Here is a 16,344-nt window from a genome sequence, read left to right on the forward strand (position 1 = left end):
TTCAAACGCTCAAGGATTTCCCCAGGAAATCGAGTTCGAGCCGCAGCAGGTTCGCCGCCACCTCGTCCTGGGAGACCAGGTGCCCCGCGCCGGGCAGTGGCAGCACGGTGTGCGGACGGCCGGCGGCCAGCAGCGCCGCGGAGAAGCGCAGCATGTGCACAGGGAGGACATTGTCGTCCGCGAGCCCGTGCACCAGCATCAGCGGCCGCTCCAGACGGTGCGCGTGCGCCACCAGCGAACAGTGCTCGTACTGGTCGGGCAGGACGTCGGGATGGCCGAGATAGCGCTCCTTCCAGTGCGTGTCGTACAGCCGCAGGTCCGTCGGCGCGGCACCCGCCACCGCCGCGTGGAAGACGTCGGGCCGGTGCAGCACCGCGCCCGCCGCGAGATAGCCGCCGAAGGACCAGCCGCGGATGCCCACACGCTCCAGGTCGAGGTCGGGGAAGCGCTCGGCGGCGGCGTGCAGCGCGTCCACCTGGTCGTCCAGCACCGGCGTCAGCTGGTCGCCGTGCACAGCCTTCTCCCACGCGTCGCCACGGCCGGGCGTGCCGCGCCCGTCCGTGATCAGCACCGCGTACCCCTGCTCGGCGAACCACTGCGCCACCATCGTCCACCACGCGCGCGCGTGGACCACGAGTTGGATTCCTGGACCCGCGTAAGGGCAGAGCAGGACAGGCAGCTTCGCGGCACCCGGCTCGTGCCAGGACGGCAGGTACAGCGCGCTGCGCAGCTCCCGCTTCCCGAGGGTGAGATGGCGGGGCCGGGGCACCACCACCGGCTCCTCGGCGAACACCGCGATCCGCCCGACCGGTACGCCGCCGCGCAGCACCGTCACCGTCTGTCCCTCGGGCGTCCTGCTGTCGAGGACCACGGTGTCACCGCCGACGGCCGCGGTGTGCACGCCTGGCCCCTCGCTGATCCGCCGCAGGGTGCCGGTACGGCGCTCGGGGTCGGGCTCGTCGTCCTGGTGGTCGAACGACCAGACGTGCACCTCCGTGGGCTCGTACGAGGCGGTGAACCACACCCGGTCGTCGACGCCGCCCAGTACCTCGCGCACCTGGAGGCCGCGCGGCGTCCTGGTGTTGCCGACCCGCAGGCCCCGCGTGCCGCCGCGCACGTTCCAGTGCGCCACGACCCGCCCGCTCGCCAGCCGCAGCGGTACGCCCGGCATCAACTCCAGCCAGGCGGGGTCGCGTCGGTGCCCGACCATCTCCGTGTCGCCGGTCGCGGGGTCCACCTCCAGCACGTACAGGGAGCGCTGGTCGCGGGTCTGCAGCGTGATCAGCGGGCCCTCGGCGTCCCAGCACACCGTGGGGACGTACTCGAAGGCGCCGTCCGTCCACTCTCCGTAGGAGTGGTGCTCCGAGACGCGTTCCGGGGTGCGCACCGCGACGCGTGTCCCGTCCACACGCAGGATGTGCAGGGACGTTTCGGCGTTGTCGGTTCCTGCCGCCGGATAGCGGACCGCGCGGGGCGGCAGGTCGGGCCTTGCCGGGTCGGACAGCCACCAGCGTCGCACCCGCGAGGCGTCCACGCGCGCGACGATCAGCGCGTCGCTCTCCGGAGACCACCAGAAACCGCGCTGCCTGCCCATCGACTCGGCGGTGACGTGATCGGCGAGACCGTACGTGACGTCGTCGCCCTCGGGCTCCGCGAGCGCCCGGTCGCCCGTGCCGTCGACGCCGACGACGCGCAGGGCACCTCCGGAGACGTACGCGACGACGTTCCCGTCGGGCGACGGGCGCGGGTCGACCACCGGTCCCGCCGTGCGGATCCGGCGCGGTGCGCCGCCGTCCGTCTCCACCACCCAGAGCGCGCCGCCCAGCGCGACAGCGGCCACGCGCGCGTGGTGGTCGGTCGCGAAAGCCACCACTCCTTGTGATGCTTCCCGCGCCCGCTCCCTGCGGATCCGCTCCGCCTCCGGCACCGGTCCCGCCTTGCCCAACGCCAACGGATCGACCAGCATGCGCTCGGCCCCGTCCTCGTACACCCACAGCCTGCCCACCGGGTCGTCGCCGGCGGTGGACCGCACGAACAGCACCCGTTCACCGTCCGGCGAGACCGTGAAGCCGTGTGGCACACCCAGCGAGAAGCGGCGCGTGCGCGCGAACTGCCGAGGAAGGTCAAGGGAGTCCATGGCGGGCACTGTAGACAGCGGGCCATGTGATCGAACAGCGTCGGACCGGCAGTAACCTGGGGCAATGCTCAGCGAAGTCACCGCGGTCCGCTATGTCACGCCCCTACGGGAGGGTGGCTCGCTGCCCGGGGTCGTCGAGGCCGACGACCACGGCACCTACGGAACGTACGTCATCAAGTTCACCGGCGCGGGGCAGGGGCGCAAGACGCTCGTCGCCGAAGTGATCTGCGGTGAGCTCGCCCGCAGGCTCGGGCTGCGAATGCCGCGGCTCGTCGGCGTCCGGCTCGACCCTGTCCTCGGCCTCGGCGAACCCGACGAGCGGGTGCAGGCACTGCTCAAGGCGAGCGGCGGGCTCAACCTCGGCATGGAATTCCTGTCGGGCGCCCTCGGCTTCGACCCGCTCGCCCACGACGTGGACCCGGCGGAAGCCGGCCGCGTCGTCTGGTTCGACGCCCTGATCAACAACGTGGACCGCTCCTGGCGCAATCCGAACCTGCTTCTGTGGCAGGGCGATCTGTGGCTCATCGACCACGGGGCCAGCATGATCTGGCACCACAACTGGCGCACCGCGGAGACCGCCGCCGCCAAACCGTACGACGCCTCGGACCACGTCCTCGCCCCCTACGGACCCGACGTCGCGGCGGCCGCCGCCGAACTCGCCCCCCTCGTCACCGAGGAGCTGCTCACCGACGTCGTGGCCCAGGTGCCCGAGGAGTGGCTGGCGGACGAGCCGGGCTTCGACAGCGCGGACGACGTCCGGCGGGCGTATGTGGCCGCTCTGCTGCCGCGTGCCGGGACCATCCACGAGCGGATCACCCTGCCGGTGACCGAGCCGAAGCCGAAGGGCGCCATCAAGTGACCGAGCAGAACGCGCCCGCCCCCGACGGGCAGACCGCGCCCGCGCGGGACGTCTTCGAGTACGCGCTGGTGCGCGTCGTGCCGCGCGTGGAGCGCGGCGAGCAGTTCAACGCGGGAGTCCTGGTCTACTGCCGCGCCAAGTCCTTCGTGGCCGCCCGCACCCACCTGGACGAGGCCAAGCTCCTCGCCCTGGACCCGGCGGCGGACGTGGCCGGCATCCGGGCCTCGCTCGGCGCCGTCGAGCGGATCTGCCGGGGCGGCGCGGCCGCGGGGCAGGCCGAGAGCGACGACGCGGGGCGGCGTTTCCGCTGGCTCATCGCGCCCCGCTCCACGGTGGTCCAGCCGGGCCCCGTGCACACCGGCCTGACGGCGGATCCCGAGGCCGAGGTGAACCGTCTCCTCGACCTGTTGGTGAGGTAAAGCGGCACGGCTCTCCTGGTTGCCGTTGACACCCGGTGCCAGGGCTTCTAGCGTCTCGTCCAGCTGAAGGTACTAAGCGGTCGCTCACCGTCGGGGCGTACCGTGGAGCCGCACCCCGTAGAGCCACACCTGTAGAGCCACATCCGTACAGCCACATCCGTACAGCCACATCCGTAGAGCCGCATCCCAAGGGCGAGGAGAACCAGCATGTCCACCACTGAGCAGCGCGTCGCTGTCGTGACCGGTGCAGCGCGAGGCATCGGCGCCGCGACCGCCGTACGGCTTGCCGCCGAGGGCCGCGCCGTGGCCGTCATCGACCTCGACGAGGCCGCCTGCAAGGACACCGTCGCGCAGATCACCGCGGCCGGTGGCAGGGCGATCGCCGTCGGCTGCGACGTGTCCGACGAGGCCCAGGTCGAGGCCGCCGTCGCCCGCATCGCCGAGGAGCTCGGCGGCCCGACGATCCTCGTCAACAACGCCGGCGTGCTCCGCGACAACCTCCTCTTCAAGATGAGCGCGAGCGACTGGGACACGGTCATGAACGTGCACCTGCGCGGCGCCTTCCTGATGTCCAAGGCCTGCCAGAAGCACATGGTGGACGCGGGCTTCGGCCGCATCGTCAACCTCTCCTCGTCCTCCGCGCTCGGCAACCGCGGCCAGGTCAACTACGCCGCCGCCAAGGCCGGTCTCCAGGGGTTCACCAAGACCCTCGCCAAGGAGCTCGGCAAGTTCGGCGTCACCGCCAACTCCGTCGCCCCCGGCTTCATCGTCACCGAGATGACGAAGGCCACCGCGGACCGCGTCGGCATGGGCTTCGAGGAGTTCCAGGCCGCGGCCGCCACCCAGATCCCGGTCCAGCGCGTCGGCCGCCCCGAGGACATCGCCAACGCCATCGCCTTCTTCACGGGCGACGCCGCGGGCTTCGTCTCCGGGCAGGTCATGTACGTCGCCGGCGGCCCGCTCAACTGACCCGGAAGCTGGAAGGCAGGGATCATGGCTGTGCAGGACAGCGGGAAGGCCGCGCTCGTCACGGGCGCGAGCCGCGGCATCGGATACGGCATCGCCGAGGCGCTGGTCGCCCGCGGTGACCGGGTCTGCATCACCGGACGCAATGAGGACGCCCTCAAGGAAGCCGTCGAGAAGCTCGGCTCCGACCGGGTCATCGGCGTCGCCGGCAAGGCCCACGACGAGGCGCACCAGGCGGTCGCCGTCGAGCGCACGATGGAGGCGTTCGGCCGCGTCGACTTCCTGATCAACAACGCGGGTACGAACCCGGTCTTCGGACCGATGGCCGACCTCGATCTGAACGTCGCGCGCAAGGTGTTCGAGACCAACGTCATCTCGGCGCTCGGCTTCGCCCAGCACACCTGGAAGGCCTGGCAGAGCGAGAACGGCGGCGCGATCGTGAACATCGCCTCCGTCGCCGGAGTCTCCGCCTCGCCGTTCATCGGCGCGTACGGGATGAGCAAGGCCGCCATGGTCAACCTCACCCTGCAGCTGGCGCACGAGTTCGCGCCGAAGGTGCGCGTGAACTCCATCGCGCCCGCGGTCGTCAAGACCAAGTTCGCCCAGGCGCTGTACGAGGGCCGCGAGGCGGAGGCAGCCGCCTCCTACCCGCTCGGCCGGCTCGGCGTGCCGGAGGACATCGGGGGCGCGGCCGCGTTCCTCACGTCCGCCCAGTCCGACTGGATCACGGGCCAGACACTCGTGGTCGATGGCGGCATCTTCCTCAATGCGGGCGTCGGCTGACGAAGGCCGCACACCCGTCGAGTGCGCCGTCTACACCGCTTTCAGTGACATACGCGCGCATCAAGTGCCCTGTCGGCGCCGAGACTTGGCCCGGCGGGGCACTGCGATATTGTCTCCCGATTCCATGGCATGGCCGATCGAGGAGCGTGCGCGTGTTCAGTGAAGTCCCCCCTGCCAAGCGGACCCGGGGTCTGCGCCCGGCGGCGGCGATCGCGTCCATATCCCTGCTCGCCGGCTGTGGGGTGTTCTCGTCCGAGGGGTCGGACGAAGAGGAGCAGATCACCGTCGGCACGATGAGCGCGCCGACCACCTTGGACCCGGCGAAGGCCTGGGACAGCTCGTGGGAGCTCTACAGGAACGTCTTCCAGACGCTGCTCAGCTTCCCCTCGGGGGCCACCGAGCCCGAGCCGGACGCCGCGGAGTCCTGCGGGTTCAGCGACGCCTCCAACACGGTCTTCACCTGCGAGCTGCGCGAGGGCCTGCGGTTCTCCGACGGCGACGAGCTGGACGCGGCGGCCGTGAAGTACTCCTTCGACCGCATGCTGACCCTCGACGCCAAGAAGGTGGTGAAGGGCGGCCCCGCCGGTCTCCTCGGCTCACTCGACAAGGTCGAGACGAAGGGCGACCGGACCGTCGTCTTCCGCCTCAAAAAGGCGGACGCCACCTTCCCGTTCGTGCTCGCGACACCGGCCATGTCGATCGTCGACCCCGCCGAGTACCCGGCGGACAAGCTCCGCGAGGGCAACGAGGTCACCGGCTCCGGGCCGTACACCCTGGAGGCGTACACGCCGAACGACAAGGCCGAGCTGGTCAAGAACGACCACTACAAGGGTGCGGCCGACGTCAAGAACGACGCCGTGACCATCCGCTACTTCAAGAAGTCGTCGGCCATGGTCGACGCCCTCAAGAACAAGCAGATCGACGTCACGTTCCGAGGCCTGGCCTCCGAGGACATCGTCGCCATGCAGGGCAGGGGCAGGCGCGAACAGGACATCGAGCTCGTCGAGGGCTCGGGCACCGAGATCCGCTACCTGGTGTTCAACACCAAGGACCCGTGGGCGCGGAAGCTCCCGGTCCGCCAGGCTTTCGCGCAGCTCGTCGACCGCGGGGCCATCGCCCACAAGATCTACAAGGACACCGTCGAACCGCTGTACTCCATGGTCCCCAGGGGCCTCACGGGTCACGCCACCGGGTTCTTCGACGACTACGGAAACCCCAGCGCGGCCAAGGCCAGGAAGATCCTCACCGACGCCGGCATCCACCAGCCGGTGCCGCTCACCCTCTGGTACACCACCGACCGCTACGGCTCGGCGACCGAGCCGGAGTTCGCCGAGCTCAAGCGGCAGCTGGAGGCCTCGGGCCTGTTCAAGATCACATTGAAGAGCCGTCCCTGGACCGAGTTCCAGGAGGGGTACAGCAAGGGCGAATATCCGGTCTTCGGACGCGGCTGGTTCCCCGACTTCCCCGACGCGGACAACTTCATCGCGCCGTTCGTCGGCCCCAAGAACGTGCTCAACACGCCCTACCCGTCCAAGGAGATCACCGACGAAGTGCTGCCGCGCCAGCGCAGGGAGGCCGACCGCGGCGCCGTGATCGACGAGTTCGAGCGGGCCCAGGAGATCCTCGTCGACGACGTCAGGCTGCTGCCCCTGTGGCAGGGCAAGCAGTACATCATGTCGAGCGAGGAGATCGCGGGCGGCGAGCGCGCCCTGGACCCCTCGGCGATCATGATGATGTGGGAGCTGCAGCGCAAGACCAGCTGGTAGCGGGGGCGGGGCGGAGGGTCGTCGGCCGGTCGGGGCGGCCGGGCGGTCGATTGTCAGTGGTCGCCGGTAGGTTCTGTGGTGAGAAGTGACCGCACACCGGAGGTTGTTGACGTGACCGACATCGCCATGCTGCCCGCGTCCTGGCGCGGAGTCCTCGGCGAGGAGCTCCAGAAGCCCTACTTCAAAGAGCTCACCGAGTTCGTCGAGCAGGAGCGGGCGAAGGGCCCCGTCTACCCTCCGCGCGAGGAGGTCTTCGCCGCCCTGGACGCGACGCCGTACGACCAGGTCAAGGTCCTGGTCCTCGGCCAGGATCCGTATCACGGCGAGGGGCAGGGACACGGCCTGTGCTTCTCCGTGCGCCCCGGCGTGAAGACCCCGCCCTCCCTGCGGAACATCTACAAGGAGATGAAGGAGGAGCTCGGCCACCCCGTGCCCGACAACGGCTATCTGATGCCATGGGCCAAGCAGGGTGTCCTCCTGCTGAACGCGGTCCTGACGGTCCGCGCCGGTGAGGCCAATTCCCACAAGGGCAAGGGCTGGGAGAAGTTCACGGACGCGGTGATCCGGGCGGTGGCCGACCGCCCCGACCCCGCCGTCTTCGTCCTGTGGGGGAACTACGCCCAGAAGAAGCTCCCGCTCATCGACGAAGAGCGGCACGCCGTCGTGAAGGGCGCGCACCCCTCGCCGCTCTCCGCGAAGAGGTTCTTCGGCTCGCGCCCCTTCACACAGATCAACGAAGCGGTGGCCGCGCAGGGCCACGAGCCGATCGACTGGCGGATCCCGGACATAGGCTGACGTCAGCCCGCGACGGCATAGGCGAGGGAGTACGGGGTGGTGGCCTGCCCGCTCCGCGCGGTGAACGAACCGGCTCCGGTGAGCCCGGCGAGGTCACCGGTGCTCGAGCCGGGCAGCACGGTGAAGGAACACTCGATGGTTCCGTCGGCACCGAAGGAACCGCGCTGCTCGATCACGAAGGAGCCCGAGCGGCCGTCGAGCGTCCCGTCGACGAACTCGTACCCCACGAAGGTGCCGACCGTCTCGCTCGTGTACGCGATGGTGTACTCGCAGGAGGTGCCCGTCGCCTCGACGGCGCCGGTGTAGTCGTTGCTGACGGCGGCGTGGGCGATGCGTGCGCCGCCGTCAGCGCCGGCGACGGGGCGCTCGTCCCAGCCGGCGAAGGTGAAGGTCCCGGTGGCCGTGCCGGTGGTGTGCTGCGTGGTCATGGTTCTCCTCTGGGGTAGCGGCCCCACCTGCCGTGGTGGGCGCCGTGCGAAGGACACTGCCAGCCGTACCTGACACCTTCTGTCAGGTACCGAGGCATTAAGTGTTGAGGGATCAAGTGCTGAGGCATTTAGTACTGAGGCATCAAGTGCTGAGGCAGAATCGATCACGTGCGCGCCGACCGGCTCCTGGCCCTTCTCCTGCTGCTCCAGAACCGTGGACGCATGACCGCGCCGGAGCTGGCGGAAGAGCTGGAGGTCTCGGTCAGGACCGTCTACCGGGACGCCGAGGCACTCGCCGCCTCCGGAGTGCCCGTCTACGCGGAGCGCGGCCCCGCCGGCGGCTTCCGGCTCCTGGACGGCTACCGCACCCGGCTGACGGGGCTCACCGACGACGAAGCCGATTCGCTGGCCCTCGCCGGTATGCCGGGGGCCGCCGCCGAGCTCGGCCTGGGCGCGGAACTGGCCACCGCGCAGCTGAAGTTGGCGGCAGCGCTGCCCGCCGGCCTTGGGGAGCGGTCGCGGCGCATCCAGGAGCGCTTCCACCTCGACGCGGCCGCCTGGTTCCGTACGGCGGAACCGGCGCCGCTGCTCGCCACGGTCGCCGACGCGGTGTGGCGGCAGCGAGTGCTGGGAGCCCACTACCAGCGCTGGGGCGGCGAAGTCCGGCGCGAGCTGCATCCTTTGGGGCTGGTCCTCAAGGCGGGCAACTGGTATCTGGTCGCGGCGGTCGACGGCGATGCGCGCACATACCGGGTGTCGCGGTTCCTGGCGGCGACGGTGACTCGGGAGGCCTGCGAGCGCCCGGACGGCTTCGACCTCGCGGCGTACTGGGAGGCGTCGTCGCGCGGCCTCGAAGCGCGGGTGCTGCGGGGCACGGCGCGGCTGAGGGTCTCCCCGGCGGGGCGACGGCTGCTGCCCGCCATGTTCGGGACCGCGGGGGCGCGGGCCGTGGCGGGTGCGGGCGCGGCGGACGCCGACGGCTGGGCCGAGGTCGACCTCGACGTGGAAGAACTGCCGGTGGCGGTCGGCGACATCCTCCGGCTCGGCCTGGACGCGGAGGTGCTCGGCCCGCCCGAGCTCCGCGCCGAGGTGGCAAGGAGCGTCACCGCGCTGGCCCAGCGGTACGCGTGAGCACCCCCCGTCCGAACGTGCCTGACCGCGATTGTCAGTGGTGGCCGCTAGCGTCGTGGGAGATGGAGGCGATGGCCGGCACGACCACGGAGGATCCGGTGACGGAGCAGCAGGAGCACACGGCGGAAGACGCGATGATGACGCGGATCGGGCAGGCGGTCATGCTGCATCACGGCGGCGACCGTGAGGAGGCGCAGGACCGCTTCCTCGGCCTCTGGGGGGAGATCGGCGACACCGGCGACCCGCTGCACCGCTGCACGCTCGCGCACTACATGGCGGACACACAGGCGGACCCTTCGGACGAACTGGCGTGGGACCTCCGGGCGTTGTCGGCGGCGCACGAGCTCACCGACGAGCGGCTGAGCGAACACCACCAGTCGCTGGCGGTGCGCGGTTTCTACCCCTCCCTGCACCTGAACCTCGCCGCGGACTACGTGAAGCTGGGCCGCCCGGAAGCGGCCCGCAGCCATCTGCGCCGGGCGCGCGGCGCGGTGGGCGCGCTGGAGGACGACGGCTACGGCAGAGGCATCAAGGAGGCCATCGCCCGTCTGGAGGGGGAGGTGGGGGAGGGGAGCGAGGAGGAGTAGGGGGCGCTGACTCAACGGCCGTATGTGTTGCGGCAGATGACGGCTTGAGGGCTGTGCGGGTCCCAGTTGCCGTACGCCTCGCCGAGTGCGCAGACGTCCGCGACCGGTGGGGCGGGGACAGTGGGTGGGGCGGGACGGGGGGCTCCGGCGTCGGGCCGCGCCGGGGCAGGCCTGCGTACTGGCGCTGCGGGCGGGGGCGGGGGTGCGGGTGCCGGGCGGTCGTGGCTGTGCGGCGGGCCGGGAGGCTTGGTCCCGGTTTCGGTCTGCCAGGAGGAGGCCTGCCGGGGGGAGGGGCGCCGGGGCGGGCCCATGCGCTCCAGTGCCTCCCTGGCCGGGGCCTGCACGAGGCGAGGCCGGTTCTTCCCGTCGGTGCGGGGCGCGGGCGGCGGGCCGGTGACCGCGGAGGGGGCGGCCTCCGGGGGCTGCTCGACGCTCATGCAGCCGGAGACGGCGGCCGAGACGGCGACGGAGGCAAGGATCGCGGCAGCCGTGGCGGCGGTGGTGGTCGTCGGTCGAGGCACCCGCACAACCATGGTGCGCCAGGCGCACGTTGGGAGTGAAATACATGAGGTTGCCCCGCACGGGTGACGGGGCAGGGTGAGTCCACTCACCTCACGTCACCCGCCCAGCACCCCCCTCACCCATCCGGCACCCCCCTCACCCATCCAGCGCCCCCCCTCACCCGTCCAGCATCCCCCGCAACAGTTCCCCCACGCTGCTCCGCAGCTCCTCCAGCGTCGGCGTCGCGGCGTGGTGCGAACCCGCCACGCACGAGAACATCAGGCCGTCGCACCACGCCACCAGAGAGAGGGTGTGGCGTTCGGGGGCGGTGGAGCCCGCGGCGCGGAGCAGGGCCTCCAGGGGCTCCCTGAACTGGGCGCCCGTGGCGTCGTAATAGGCGCGCAGCTCCGGCCTGCGGGTGGCTTCGAGGGCCAATTCGTAGCGCGATACGAGGAGTTGGCGTTGGTCGCCGGTCAGGTACCGGTGCAGGGCCAGGGCCAGGCCCGCGGCCAGTTGTTCGCGGCCGGCCGCCGGGTCCGGGAGCTCGGTGGGGTGCAGCACCTCCGCCTCACGTTCGGCCTGCCGCCGTACCGCCGCCTCCAGGAGGGCGAGCCGGGTGCGCGCGTGGTTGGACGTGGAGCCCTGGGGCAGTCCCGCCGCCTCGTCGACGGCCCGGTGGGTGAGACCGCGCATGCCGCGTTCGGCGAGCAGGGCGAGGGCGGTGTCGGCGATGAGTTCGGTGCGGGAGGCCCCCGCGCTGCGTACGGACATGGCGGAACCCTACGCGGAACCCTACCCCGCGCACTACAGGTGTAGTACGGTCATTTCATCGTGCACTACAGATGTAGTTGGAGGAGCCATGAAGCAGCAGCCCCGCGCGCTCGTCATCGGTGGCGGCATCGGCGGACTCGGCGCGGCCATCGGCCTGCACGCATGCGGGTGGAGCGTCACCGTCCTCGAACGCGCCCCCTCCCTGGAACCCGTCGGCTCCGGCATCGGCCTCGCCCCCAACGGCCAGCGCGCCCTGGACGTCCTGGGCCTCGGCGACCGGGTCCGCGCCCTCGCCGCCTGGCAGGGCGACGGCGGCATGCGCGCCCGGAGCGGCCGCTGGCTGGTGCGCACGAGCGCGGCCGAGGCCGAGGCGGCGTACGGCGGCAGTCTGGTCATGCTGCACCGCGCCACCCTCATCGACCTCCTGGTGTCCGCGCTGCCCGCCGAGGCGCTGCGCACCGGCACGCGGGCCCGCCTCGCGGACCCCGGCGCCGCCGACCGCCGCGCCGTCGTCACCACCGACGACGGGGACATCGAGGCGGACCTCGTCGTCGGGGCCGACGGCATCGACTCCGCCGTGCGCACGGCCCTCTTCCCCGCCCACCCCCGGCCCGTGTACGCGGGGTTCACCGCCTGGCGGTTCGTCATACCCGCACCCGACGAGCCCTTCACGCCGCACGAGACCTGGGGCCGCGGCGGCGTATGGGGCACGCACCCGCTGCGGGACGGCCGGGTGTACGCGTACGCCACCGCACGGCTGCCCGAGGGCGGCAGGGCGCCCGACAGCGAGAAGGCCGAGCTGGAGCGCCGTTTCGCCGACTGGCACGACCCGATCCCCGGCCTGATCGCCGCCGCCGCGAACGAGGACATCCTGCGCAACGACGTACGACAGCTGACGACGCCGCTCGCCGCGTACCACCGCGGTCGCGTCGCCCTCGTCGGTGACGCCGCGCACGCGATGACACCGAGCCTCGGCCAGGGCGGCAACCAGGCCATCGAGGACGCCGTCGTCCTCGCCCACCACATGGCGCCGGGCGGCGACCTCGCAGCGGGCCTCGCCGGCTACAGCGCCGCCCGGGTCCCCCGCACCACGGACATCGTCCGGCGTGCCGCACGGGCCTCCCGCGTCACGCACCTCCGCAGCGCCCCACTCATTGCCGTGCGCGACATCCTCATCTCGGCGGCGACGCGGCTCGGCCCGAACTTCATTCTGCGCGGCTCCTCCTCGATCGCCGACTGGTGTCCGCCGCAGGCCCCGTATGCTGCGGGAACGACGACCGCGGCCCCCGGGCGGAGCACGGAGGCCACGGTTCGCGAGCCAGCACAGCGGTAGACCAGCACACCGGTAGACCAGCACAGCGTTGGACCCGGTCAGCGGTGGAGCAGGTCAGCGGTAGTGACAGTGGTCGGTAGGGAGACAGTGGTGAAGATCGGTTGCATCGGACTCGGCGACATCGCCCAGAAGGCGTATCTGCCGGTCCTCACCACCCAGCCCGGGGTCGAACTGCACCTGCAGACGCGTACGCCCGCGACCCTCGCCCGGGTCGCCGACGTCCACCACATCCCGGAATCCCGCCGCCACACCGATCTGGACTCCTTGCTCGCCCAGGATCTCGACGCCGCCTTCGTGCACGCGCCGACCGCCGTCCACCCGGAGATCGTCACCCGCCTCGTCGAAGCGGGCGTGCCGACCTACGTCGACAAGCCCATCGCGTACGAACTCGCCGACTCCGAACGCCTCGTGCGCCTCGCCGAGGAGCGCGGCGTGAGCCTCGCCGTCGGCTTCAACCGCCGTTACGCGCCGGGTTACGCGCAGTGCGTCGAGCACCCGCGCGAGGTGATCCTGCTGCAGAAGAACCGCGTGGGCCTGCCCGAGGACCCGCGCACGCTCGTGCTCGACGACTTCATCCACGTCGTGGACACCCTGCGCTTCCTGGCGCCGGGACCGGTCGACGACGTCACGGTGCGCTCCCGCGTCGAGGACGGGCTCATGCACCACGTGGTGGTGCAGCTGGCCGGCGACGGGTTCGTCGCGATCGGCATGATGAACCGGCTCAGCGGCTCCTCGGAGGAGATCCTCGAGGTGTCCGGGCAGGACGCCAAGCGGCAGGTGATCAACCTCGCCGAGATCGTGGACCACAAGGGGCAGCCCAGTGTGCGGCGGCGCGGCGACTGGGTGCCGGTGGCCCGCCAGCGCGGCATCGAACAGGTGGTGCTCGCCTTCCTCGACGCCGTGCGCGCGGGCAAGGTGCTCAGCGCCCGGGACGCACTGGCGACTCATGAACTGTGCGAGCGCGTGGTCCGTGCCGCTCTGGAGCAGGCCGCCGCCTGACAGCGCGCAGTCCCTCTGCCGCGGCCAGCGCCGCGAGCACGAGGAGCGCGGCGTGCACGGGCCAGTCGCCCCACTTGACGTAGGCCGTCTCGCCCTTGCCCAGCGGTACGTCGTACACCGCCGTGGCGCTCGCCGACGTGCCGAGCGGGCTGCCGACGCGCGATCCGTCCGGGGCGTGGACCGCGGAGACGCCGGTGAGCGTGGCGTGCACCATGGGGCGGCCGGTCTCGGCGGCCCGCAGCGCCGCGAGCGACGCGTGCTGGCCGGGCGCCCAACTGGACTGGAACGAGGACGTGGCGGACTGGGCGAGCAGTAGTTGTGCGCCGTCACGGGTGAGGCGACGGCTCATGTCGGGGAACGCGGACTCGAAGCAGACGAGGGGCCCGAAGCGCAGGTTGTGTCCTCCGGAGCCGGAGCCGGAGCCGGTGCCTGTGCCGGAGCCGGTGTCGCCTCCCGTGTTCATCACCACCTGCCGGTCCCCGCGCCTGCGGTCCTCGCCCGCTGCCTTGCCGACGGACGTCGCCCAGCCGAGCAGGGACCGCGCCGGGATGTACTCGCCGAAGGGCACGAGCCGCATCTTGTCGTAGCGGTCGCCGGTCGGCCCGTCCGGGCCCACCAGGACGGAACTCTTGAATATGCCGGGGCGGTCGGAGCGGCGCGCGTCGACGTTCACCAGGATGTCCGCGCCGACCTCGCGGGAGAGCGCGGTGATCCGGCGGGCAACGTCCGGCCGGTCGGCCAGGTCGTAGCCGACGCTGCTCTCGCCCCAGACGACGAGGTCCGGGTCCCGGCCCACCAGCGTCCGGGTCAGCGCCTCCTCGCGGGCCAGCCGCTTGTCGGCGCTGGCGATGCCGTCTTCTATGATCCCCGGCTGCACGACCGCGACGCGGACGTGCCCGGCGGACTCGGGCCGTGGCGCCCAGGCCCAGGCGGCGCAGGTGGCGGTGACGACGGCGAGGAGGCCGGCGAGGGCGGGGACGACGGGGACGCCGGGGGACACCGACGAGGACGAACCGGGAGCCGGTGCGTACGAAGCCGACGCATACGAAGCCGACGCATACGAAACCGGTGCTCCGGGAGCCGATGCACCTGAAGCCGACCTACGGGCCGCCGCGGCAACGACCAAGAGCGCGACCCCCGTGTTAAGCGCCACGACGAACGCGCTGATCAGCCACACCCCGCCCACCGAGGCGAGCCGCAGCGCGGGCGTCACCTGCCACTGACTGGAGCCGAGCAGGCCCCACGGTCCGCCCAAGCCCTCCCAGGACCGGACCAGTTCGACCATCAGCCAACCCGAGGGCAGCACGACGAGGGCGGCCGCGGCACGTCCGGACGTCGGTACTCCGCCGAGGAACCGGCGCACCAGCCAGCCCCAGGGCGCCCACAGCAGGCCGAGCAGCGCGGCGATGACCACCGTGAAGACGTGCAGGCTCGGCAGCAGCCAGTGGTGCACGGCGACCATGAAGCCGAGGCCGCCGAGCCAGCCGTCGAGCGCGGCCCGGCGGGCGGTCGGGGCCGACCTGACCAGCAGCATCCAGGGCACGAGCGCGACGTACGCGAACCACCACAGCGACGGCGCGGGGAACGCCAGTGCGGGCAGCGCCCCGGCCGTGACGGCGAGGCCGCCGCGCCACCAGCGCGACGCGAGCATCCGCACGACGCGCGGCCTGTGCCGCTCCCACCGGCCGTCGCCGAACTGATCCATGCAGTGCCTCCCTCGCCCGCCCCCGACGCCGGTCGTACTCACGTACCCATCAGTGTGCGCGTCAAAGACGATCTAGGACAGTGGGCCAGGGGGTGGAAAGGAAGCCGGGACGGATCTTGAGCGCAGGTCACATGTCGGACGCCGCTGCCCGTCGCTCCGACTGCTCACGCGAGCCCCCCACCTGGCGCCACTTCTCCGTGACGACCACCTGGCGCAACCGCCACCCGCTGGGCGTACGCAGGAGGGCGAAGCCGTAACGGCCGCCGCAGACGAAGTCCGGGGCGGTCGACGGCTCCCGGCGCGGCGCCGAGTCGGCGCGCTCGGCGAACCGCATGGGATTCACATAGTCGGCCTGTACGTGGGCGGTGTCGCCGACGTCCTGGTCCAGCGTGCCGAACTCCAGCTTGCGGTTGGTGATCAAATGCTGGCGCATGGGGAACATCCGCATCGTCTCCGCCAGCCAGGTGGCGATCTCGTCGGCTCCTCCCTCGATGCCGCCCGCGGAGCGGTAGTCGGCGCGCCCGCCCGGGGCGAACAGCTGTCGATAGGCGTCCCAGTCACCGTCGTCAACGGTCACCGCGTACTCGGTGATGAGGGCATCGACGGCCAACCGGTCGATCACGGCGGCGAGTTCCACGCGCTGCGTCATCGGCTCAGTGTTGGGCACAGGAGGGGCCGAGCCAAGGGGGCGTACTGATCGATGTGGGCGGAACGCCGGTCCGGGCGAACACCTGCCCGCCGCCGCGACCGCGCGGGGCGGACGGCTGCACCTACGCGGCCTTCACCATCTCCTCCCGGACCGCGGCGGCCCACTCCGTCACCAACTGCTCGTACTCCCGGCGCTGTTCGGCGGAGAGCCGGCCTCCGGCGCGCAGCCACAGGCCACGGATCCGCTCGTTCAACTCGGCGGAAGAGCGCGCGGAACCATGGGGTGGAGGGGTTAAGGGCATGGCGTCAGCCTAAGGGATGGCTACGACATTCGGAACTGTCAGCTACCACACACCTGCACCACGTGATCGCCGCCGCACTTGATCCGGCCCCGCCAGGCGGCCTGGAGCGGTGAGCCCGACCGCCTCGCGACGTGACCCGCGCCTGGTCGTCGCGCAGCTCTTTGCGTCCGGATGTCACGAACCAGACACTTCACCTGCACGGCTCCCTCACGAA

Annotated in this window: 17 protein-coding genes; 10 read left to right on the plus strand and 7 right to left on the minus strand. The window is 71.5% G+C overall.

The features are described from left to right. Position 1: 1 nt before the first annotated feature. The gene (locus ACZ7LU_RS17275) at positions 2–2,137 is read right to left on the minus strand and encodes a S9 family peptidase (RefSeq protein WP_471917104.1); all 2,136 of its coding nucleotides are present in this window, start codon (positions 2,135–2,137) and stop codon (positions 2–4) included. 64 nt (positions 2,138–2,201) lie between these two features. Here ACZ7LU_RS17275 and ACZ7LU_RS17280 point away from each other — a divergent pair, with 64 nt between their 5' ends. The 6 genes from ACZ7LU_RS17280 (at position 2,202) to ung (ending at position 7,725) form a co-directional block, all read left to right on the plus strand. Continuing rightward, positions 2,202–2,996: a HipA family kinase gene (locus ACZ7LU_RS17280; RefSeq protein ID WP_471917105.1), complete on the plus strand. Its 795-nt coding sequence runs from the start codon at positions 2,202–2,204 to the stop codon at positions 2,994–2,996. Then, entirely contained in the window at positions 2,993–3,415 is a 423-nt protein-coding gene (locus ACZ7LU_RS17285; protein WP_468564550.1) for a DUF3037 domain-containing protein, read from the plus strand. The genes ACZ7LU_RS17280 and ACZ7LU_RS17285 overlap by 4 nt, the downstream gene beginning before the upstream one ends. A gap of 207 nt (positions 3,416–3,622) precedes the next feature. Beyond that, a complete protein-coding gene (gene fabG, locus ACZ7LU_RS17290) occupies positions 3,623–4,384 on the plus strand; it encodes a 3-oxoacyl-ACP reductase FabG (protein WP_398312033.1) in 762 nt (253 codons plus the stop codon). 24 nt (positions 4,385–4,408) lie between these two features. Beyond that, on the plus strand, positions 4,409–5,164 hold the full coding sequence (locus tag ACZ7LU_RS17295) for an SDR family oxidoreductase (RefSeq protein ID WP_398312030.1): 756 nt from the start codon (positions 4,409–4,411) through the stop codon (positions 5,162–5,164). 146 nt (positions 5,165–5,310) lie between these two features. Further along, positions 5,311–6,930, plus strand: a complete 1,620-nt coding sequence (locus tag ACZ7LU_RS17300) for an ABC transporter substrate-binding protein (protein ID WP_398312027.1) — start codon at positions 5,311–5,313, stop codon at positions 6,928–6,930. Positions 6,931–7,041: 111 nt separating this feature from the next. Next, positions 7,042–7,725, plus strand: a complete 684-nt coding sequence (gene ung, locus ACZ7LU_RS17305; protein WP_468090543.1) for a uracil-DNA glycosylase — start codon at positions 7,042–7,044, stop codon at positions 7,723–7,725. 2 nt (positions 7,726–7,727) lie between these two features. On the opposite strand, the gene ACZ7LU_RS17310 is transcribed toward ung, so the two are convergent. Further along, positions 7,728–8,153: a DUF3224 domain-containing protein gene (locus ACZ7LU_RS17310; RefSeq protein WP_471917106.1), complete on the minus strand. Its 426-nt coding sequence runs from the start codon at positions 8,151–8,153 to the stop codon at positions 7,728–7,730. A 168-nt stretch (positions 8,154–8,321) separates the two neighbouring features. Between ACZ7LU_RS17310 and ACZ7LU_RS17315 the strand changes: the two genes are divergently transcribed. Next, positions 8,322–9,284: a helix-turn-helix transcriptional regulator gene (locus ACZ7LU_RS17315; protein WP_471917107.1), complete on the plus strand. Its 963-nt coding sequence runs from the start codon at positions 8,322–8,324 to the stop codon at positions 9,282–9,284. A 71-nt stretch (positions 9,285–9,355) separates the two neighbouring features. After that, on the plus strand, positions 9,356–9,871 hold the full coding sequence (locus tag ACZ7LU_RS17320; RefSeq protein WP_398312015.1) for a hypothetical protein: 516 nt from the start codon (positions 9,356–9,358) through the stop codon (positions 9,869–9,871). Positions 9,872–9,882: 11 nt separating this feature from the next. Here the strand turns inward: ACZ7LU_RS17320 and ACZ7LU_RS17325 are convergent, their stop codons facing one another. Together ACZ7LU_RS17325 and ACZ7LU_RS17330 are read right to left on the minus strand one after the other, a co-directional pair. Further along, entirely contained in the window at positions 9,883–10,392 is a 510-nt protein-coding gene (locus ACZ7LU_RS17325; RefSeq protein ID WP_471917108.1) for a hypothetical protein, read from the minus strand. A gap of 157 nt (positions 10,393–10,549) precedes the next feature. After that, positions 10,550–11,143 (minus strand): TetR/AcrR family transcriptional regulator, encoded by a 594-nt coding sequence (locus ACZ7LU_RS17330; RefSeq protein ID WP_471917109.1) that lies wholly within the window; start codon positions 11,141–11,143, stop codon positions 10,550–10,552. A gap of 88 nt (positions 11,144–11,231) precedes the next feature. Here ACZ7LU_RS17330 and ACZ7LU_RS17335 point away from each other — a divergent pair, with 88 nt between their 5' ends. Together ACZ7LU_RS17335 and ACZ7LU_RS17340 are read left to right on the plus strand one after the other, a co-directional pair. Beyond that, positions 11,232–12,476: an FAD-dependent monooxygenase gene (locus ACZ7LU_RS17335; RefSeq protein WP_471917110.1), complete on the plus strand. Its 1,245-nt coding sequence runs from the start codon at positions 11,232–11,234 to the stop codon at positions 12,474–12,476. 90 nt (positions 12,477–12,566) lie between these two features. Further along, positions 12,567–13,475, plus strand: coding sequence for a Gfo/Idh/MocA family protein (locus tag ACZ7LU_RS17340; RefSeq protein WP_471917111.1), 909 nt, complete (start codon positions 12,567–12,569; stop codon positions 13,473–13,475). Here ACZ7LU_RS17340 and lnt read toward each other — a convergent pair. The 3 genes from lnt to ACZ7LU_RS17355 form a co-directional block, all read right to left on the minus strand. Continuing rightward, the gene (gene lnt, locus ACZ7LU_RS17345) at positions 13,396–15,180 is read right to left on the minus strand and encodes an apolipoprotein N-acyltransferase (RefSeq protein WP_471917112.1); all 1,785 of its coding nucleotides are present in this window, start codon (positions 15,178–15,180) and stop codon (positions 13,396–13,398) included. The genes ACZ7LU_RS17340 and lnt overlap by 80 nt on opposite strands. A 127-nt stretch (positions 15,181–15,307) precedes the next feature. Beyond that, positions 15,308–15,829: a nuclear transport factor 2 family protein gene (locus ACZ7LU_RS17350; RefSeq protein WP_398311997.1), complete on the minus strand. Its 522-nt coding sequence runs from the start codon at positions 15,827–15,829 to the stop codon at positions 15,308–15,310. A gap of 121 nt (positions 15,830–15,950) precedes the next feature. After that, positions 15,951–16,130 (minus strand): hypothetical protein, encoded by a 180-nt coding sequence (locus tag ACZ7LU_RS17355; RefSeq protein WP_362995277.1) that lies wholly within the window; start codon positions 16,128–16,130, stop codon positions 15,951–15,953. Positions 16,131–16,344 lie beyond the last annotated feature (214 nt).

This window comes from Streptomyces sp. NPDC039462, from assembly GCF_055639375.1.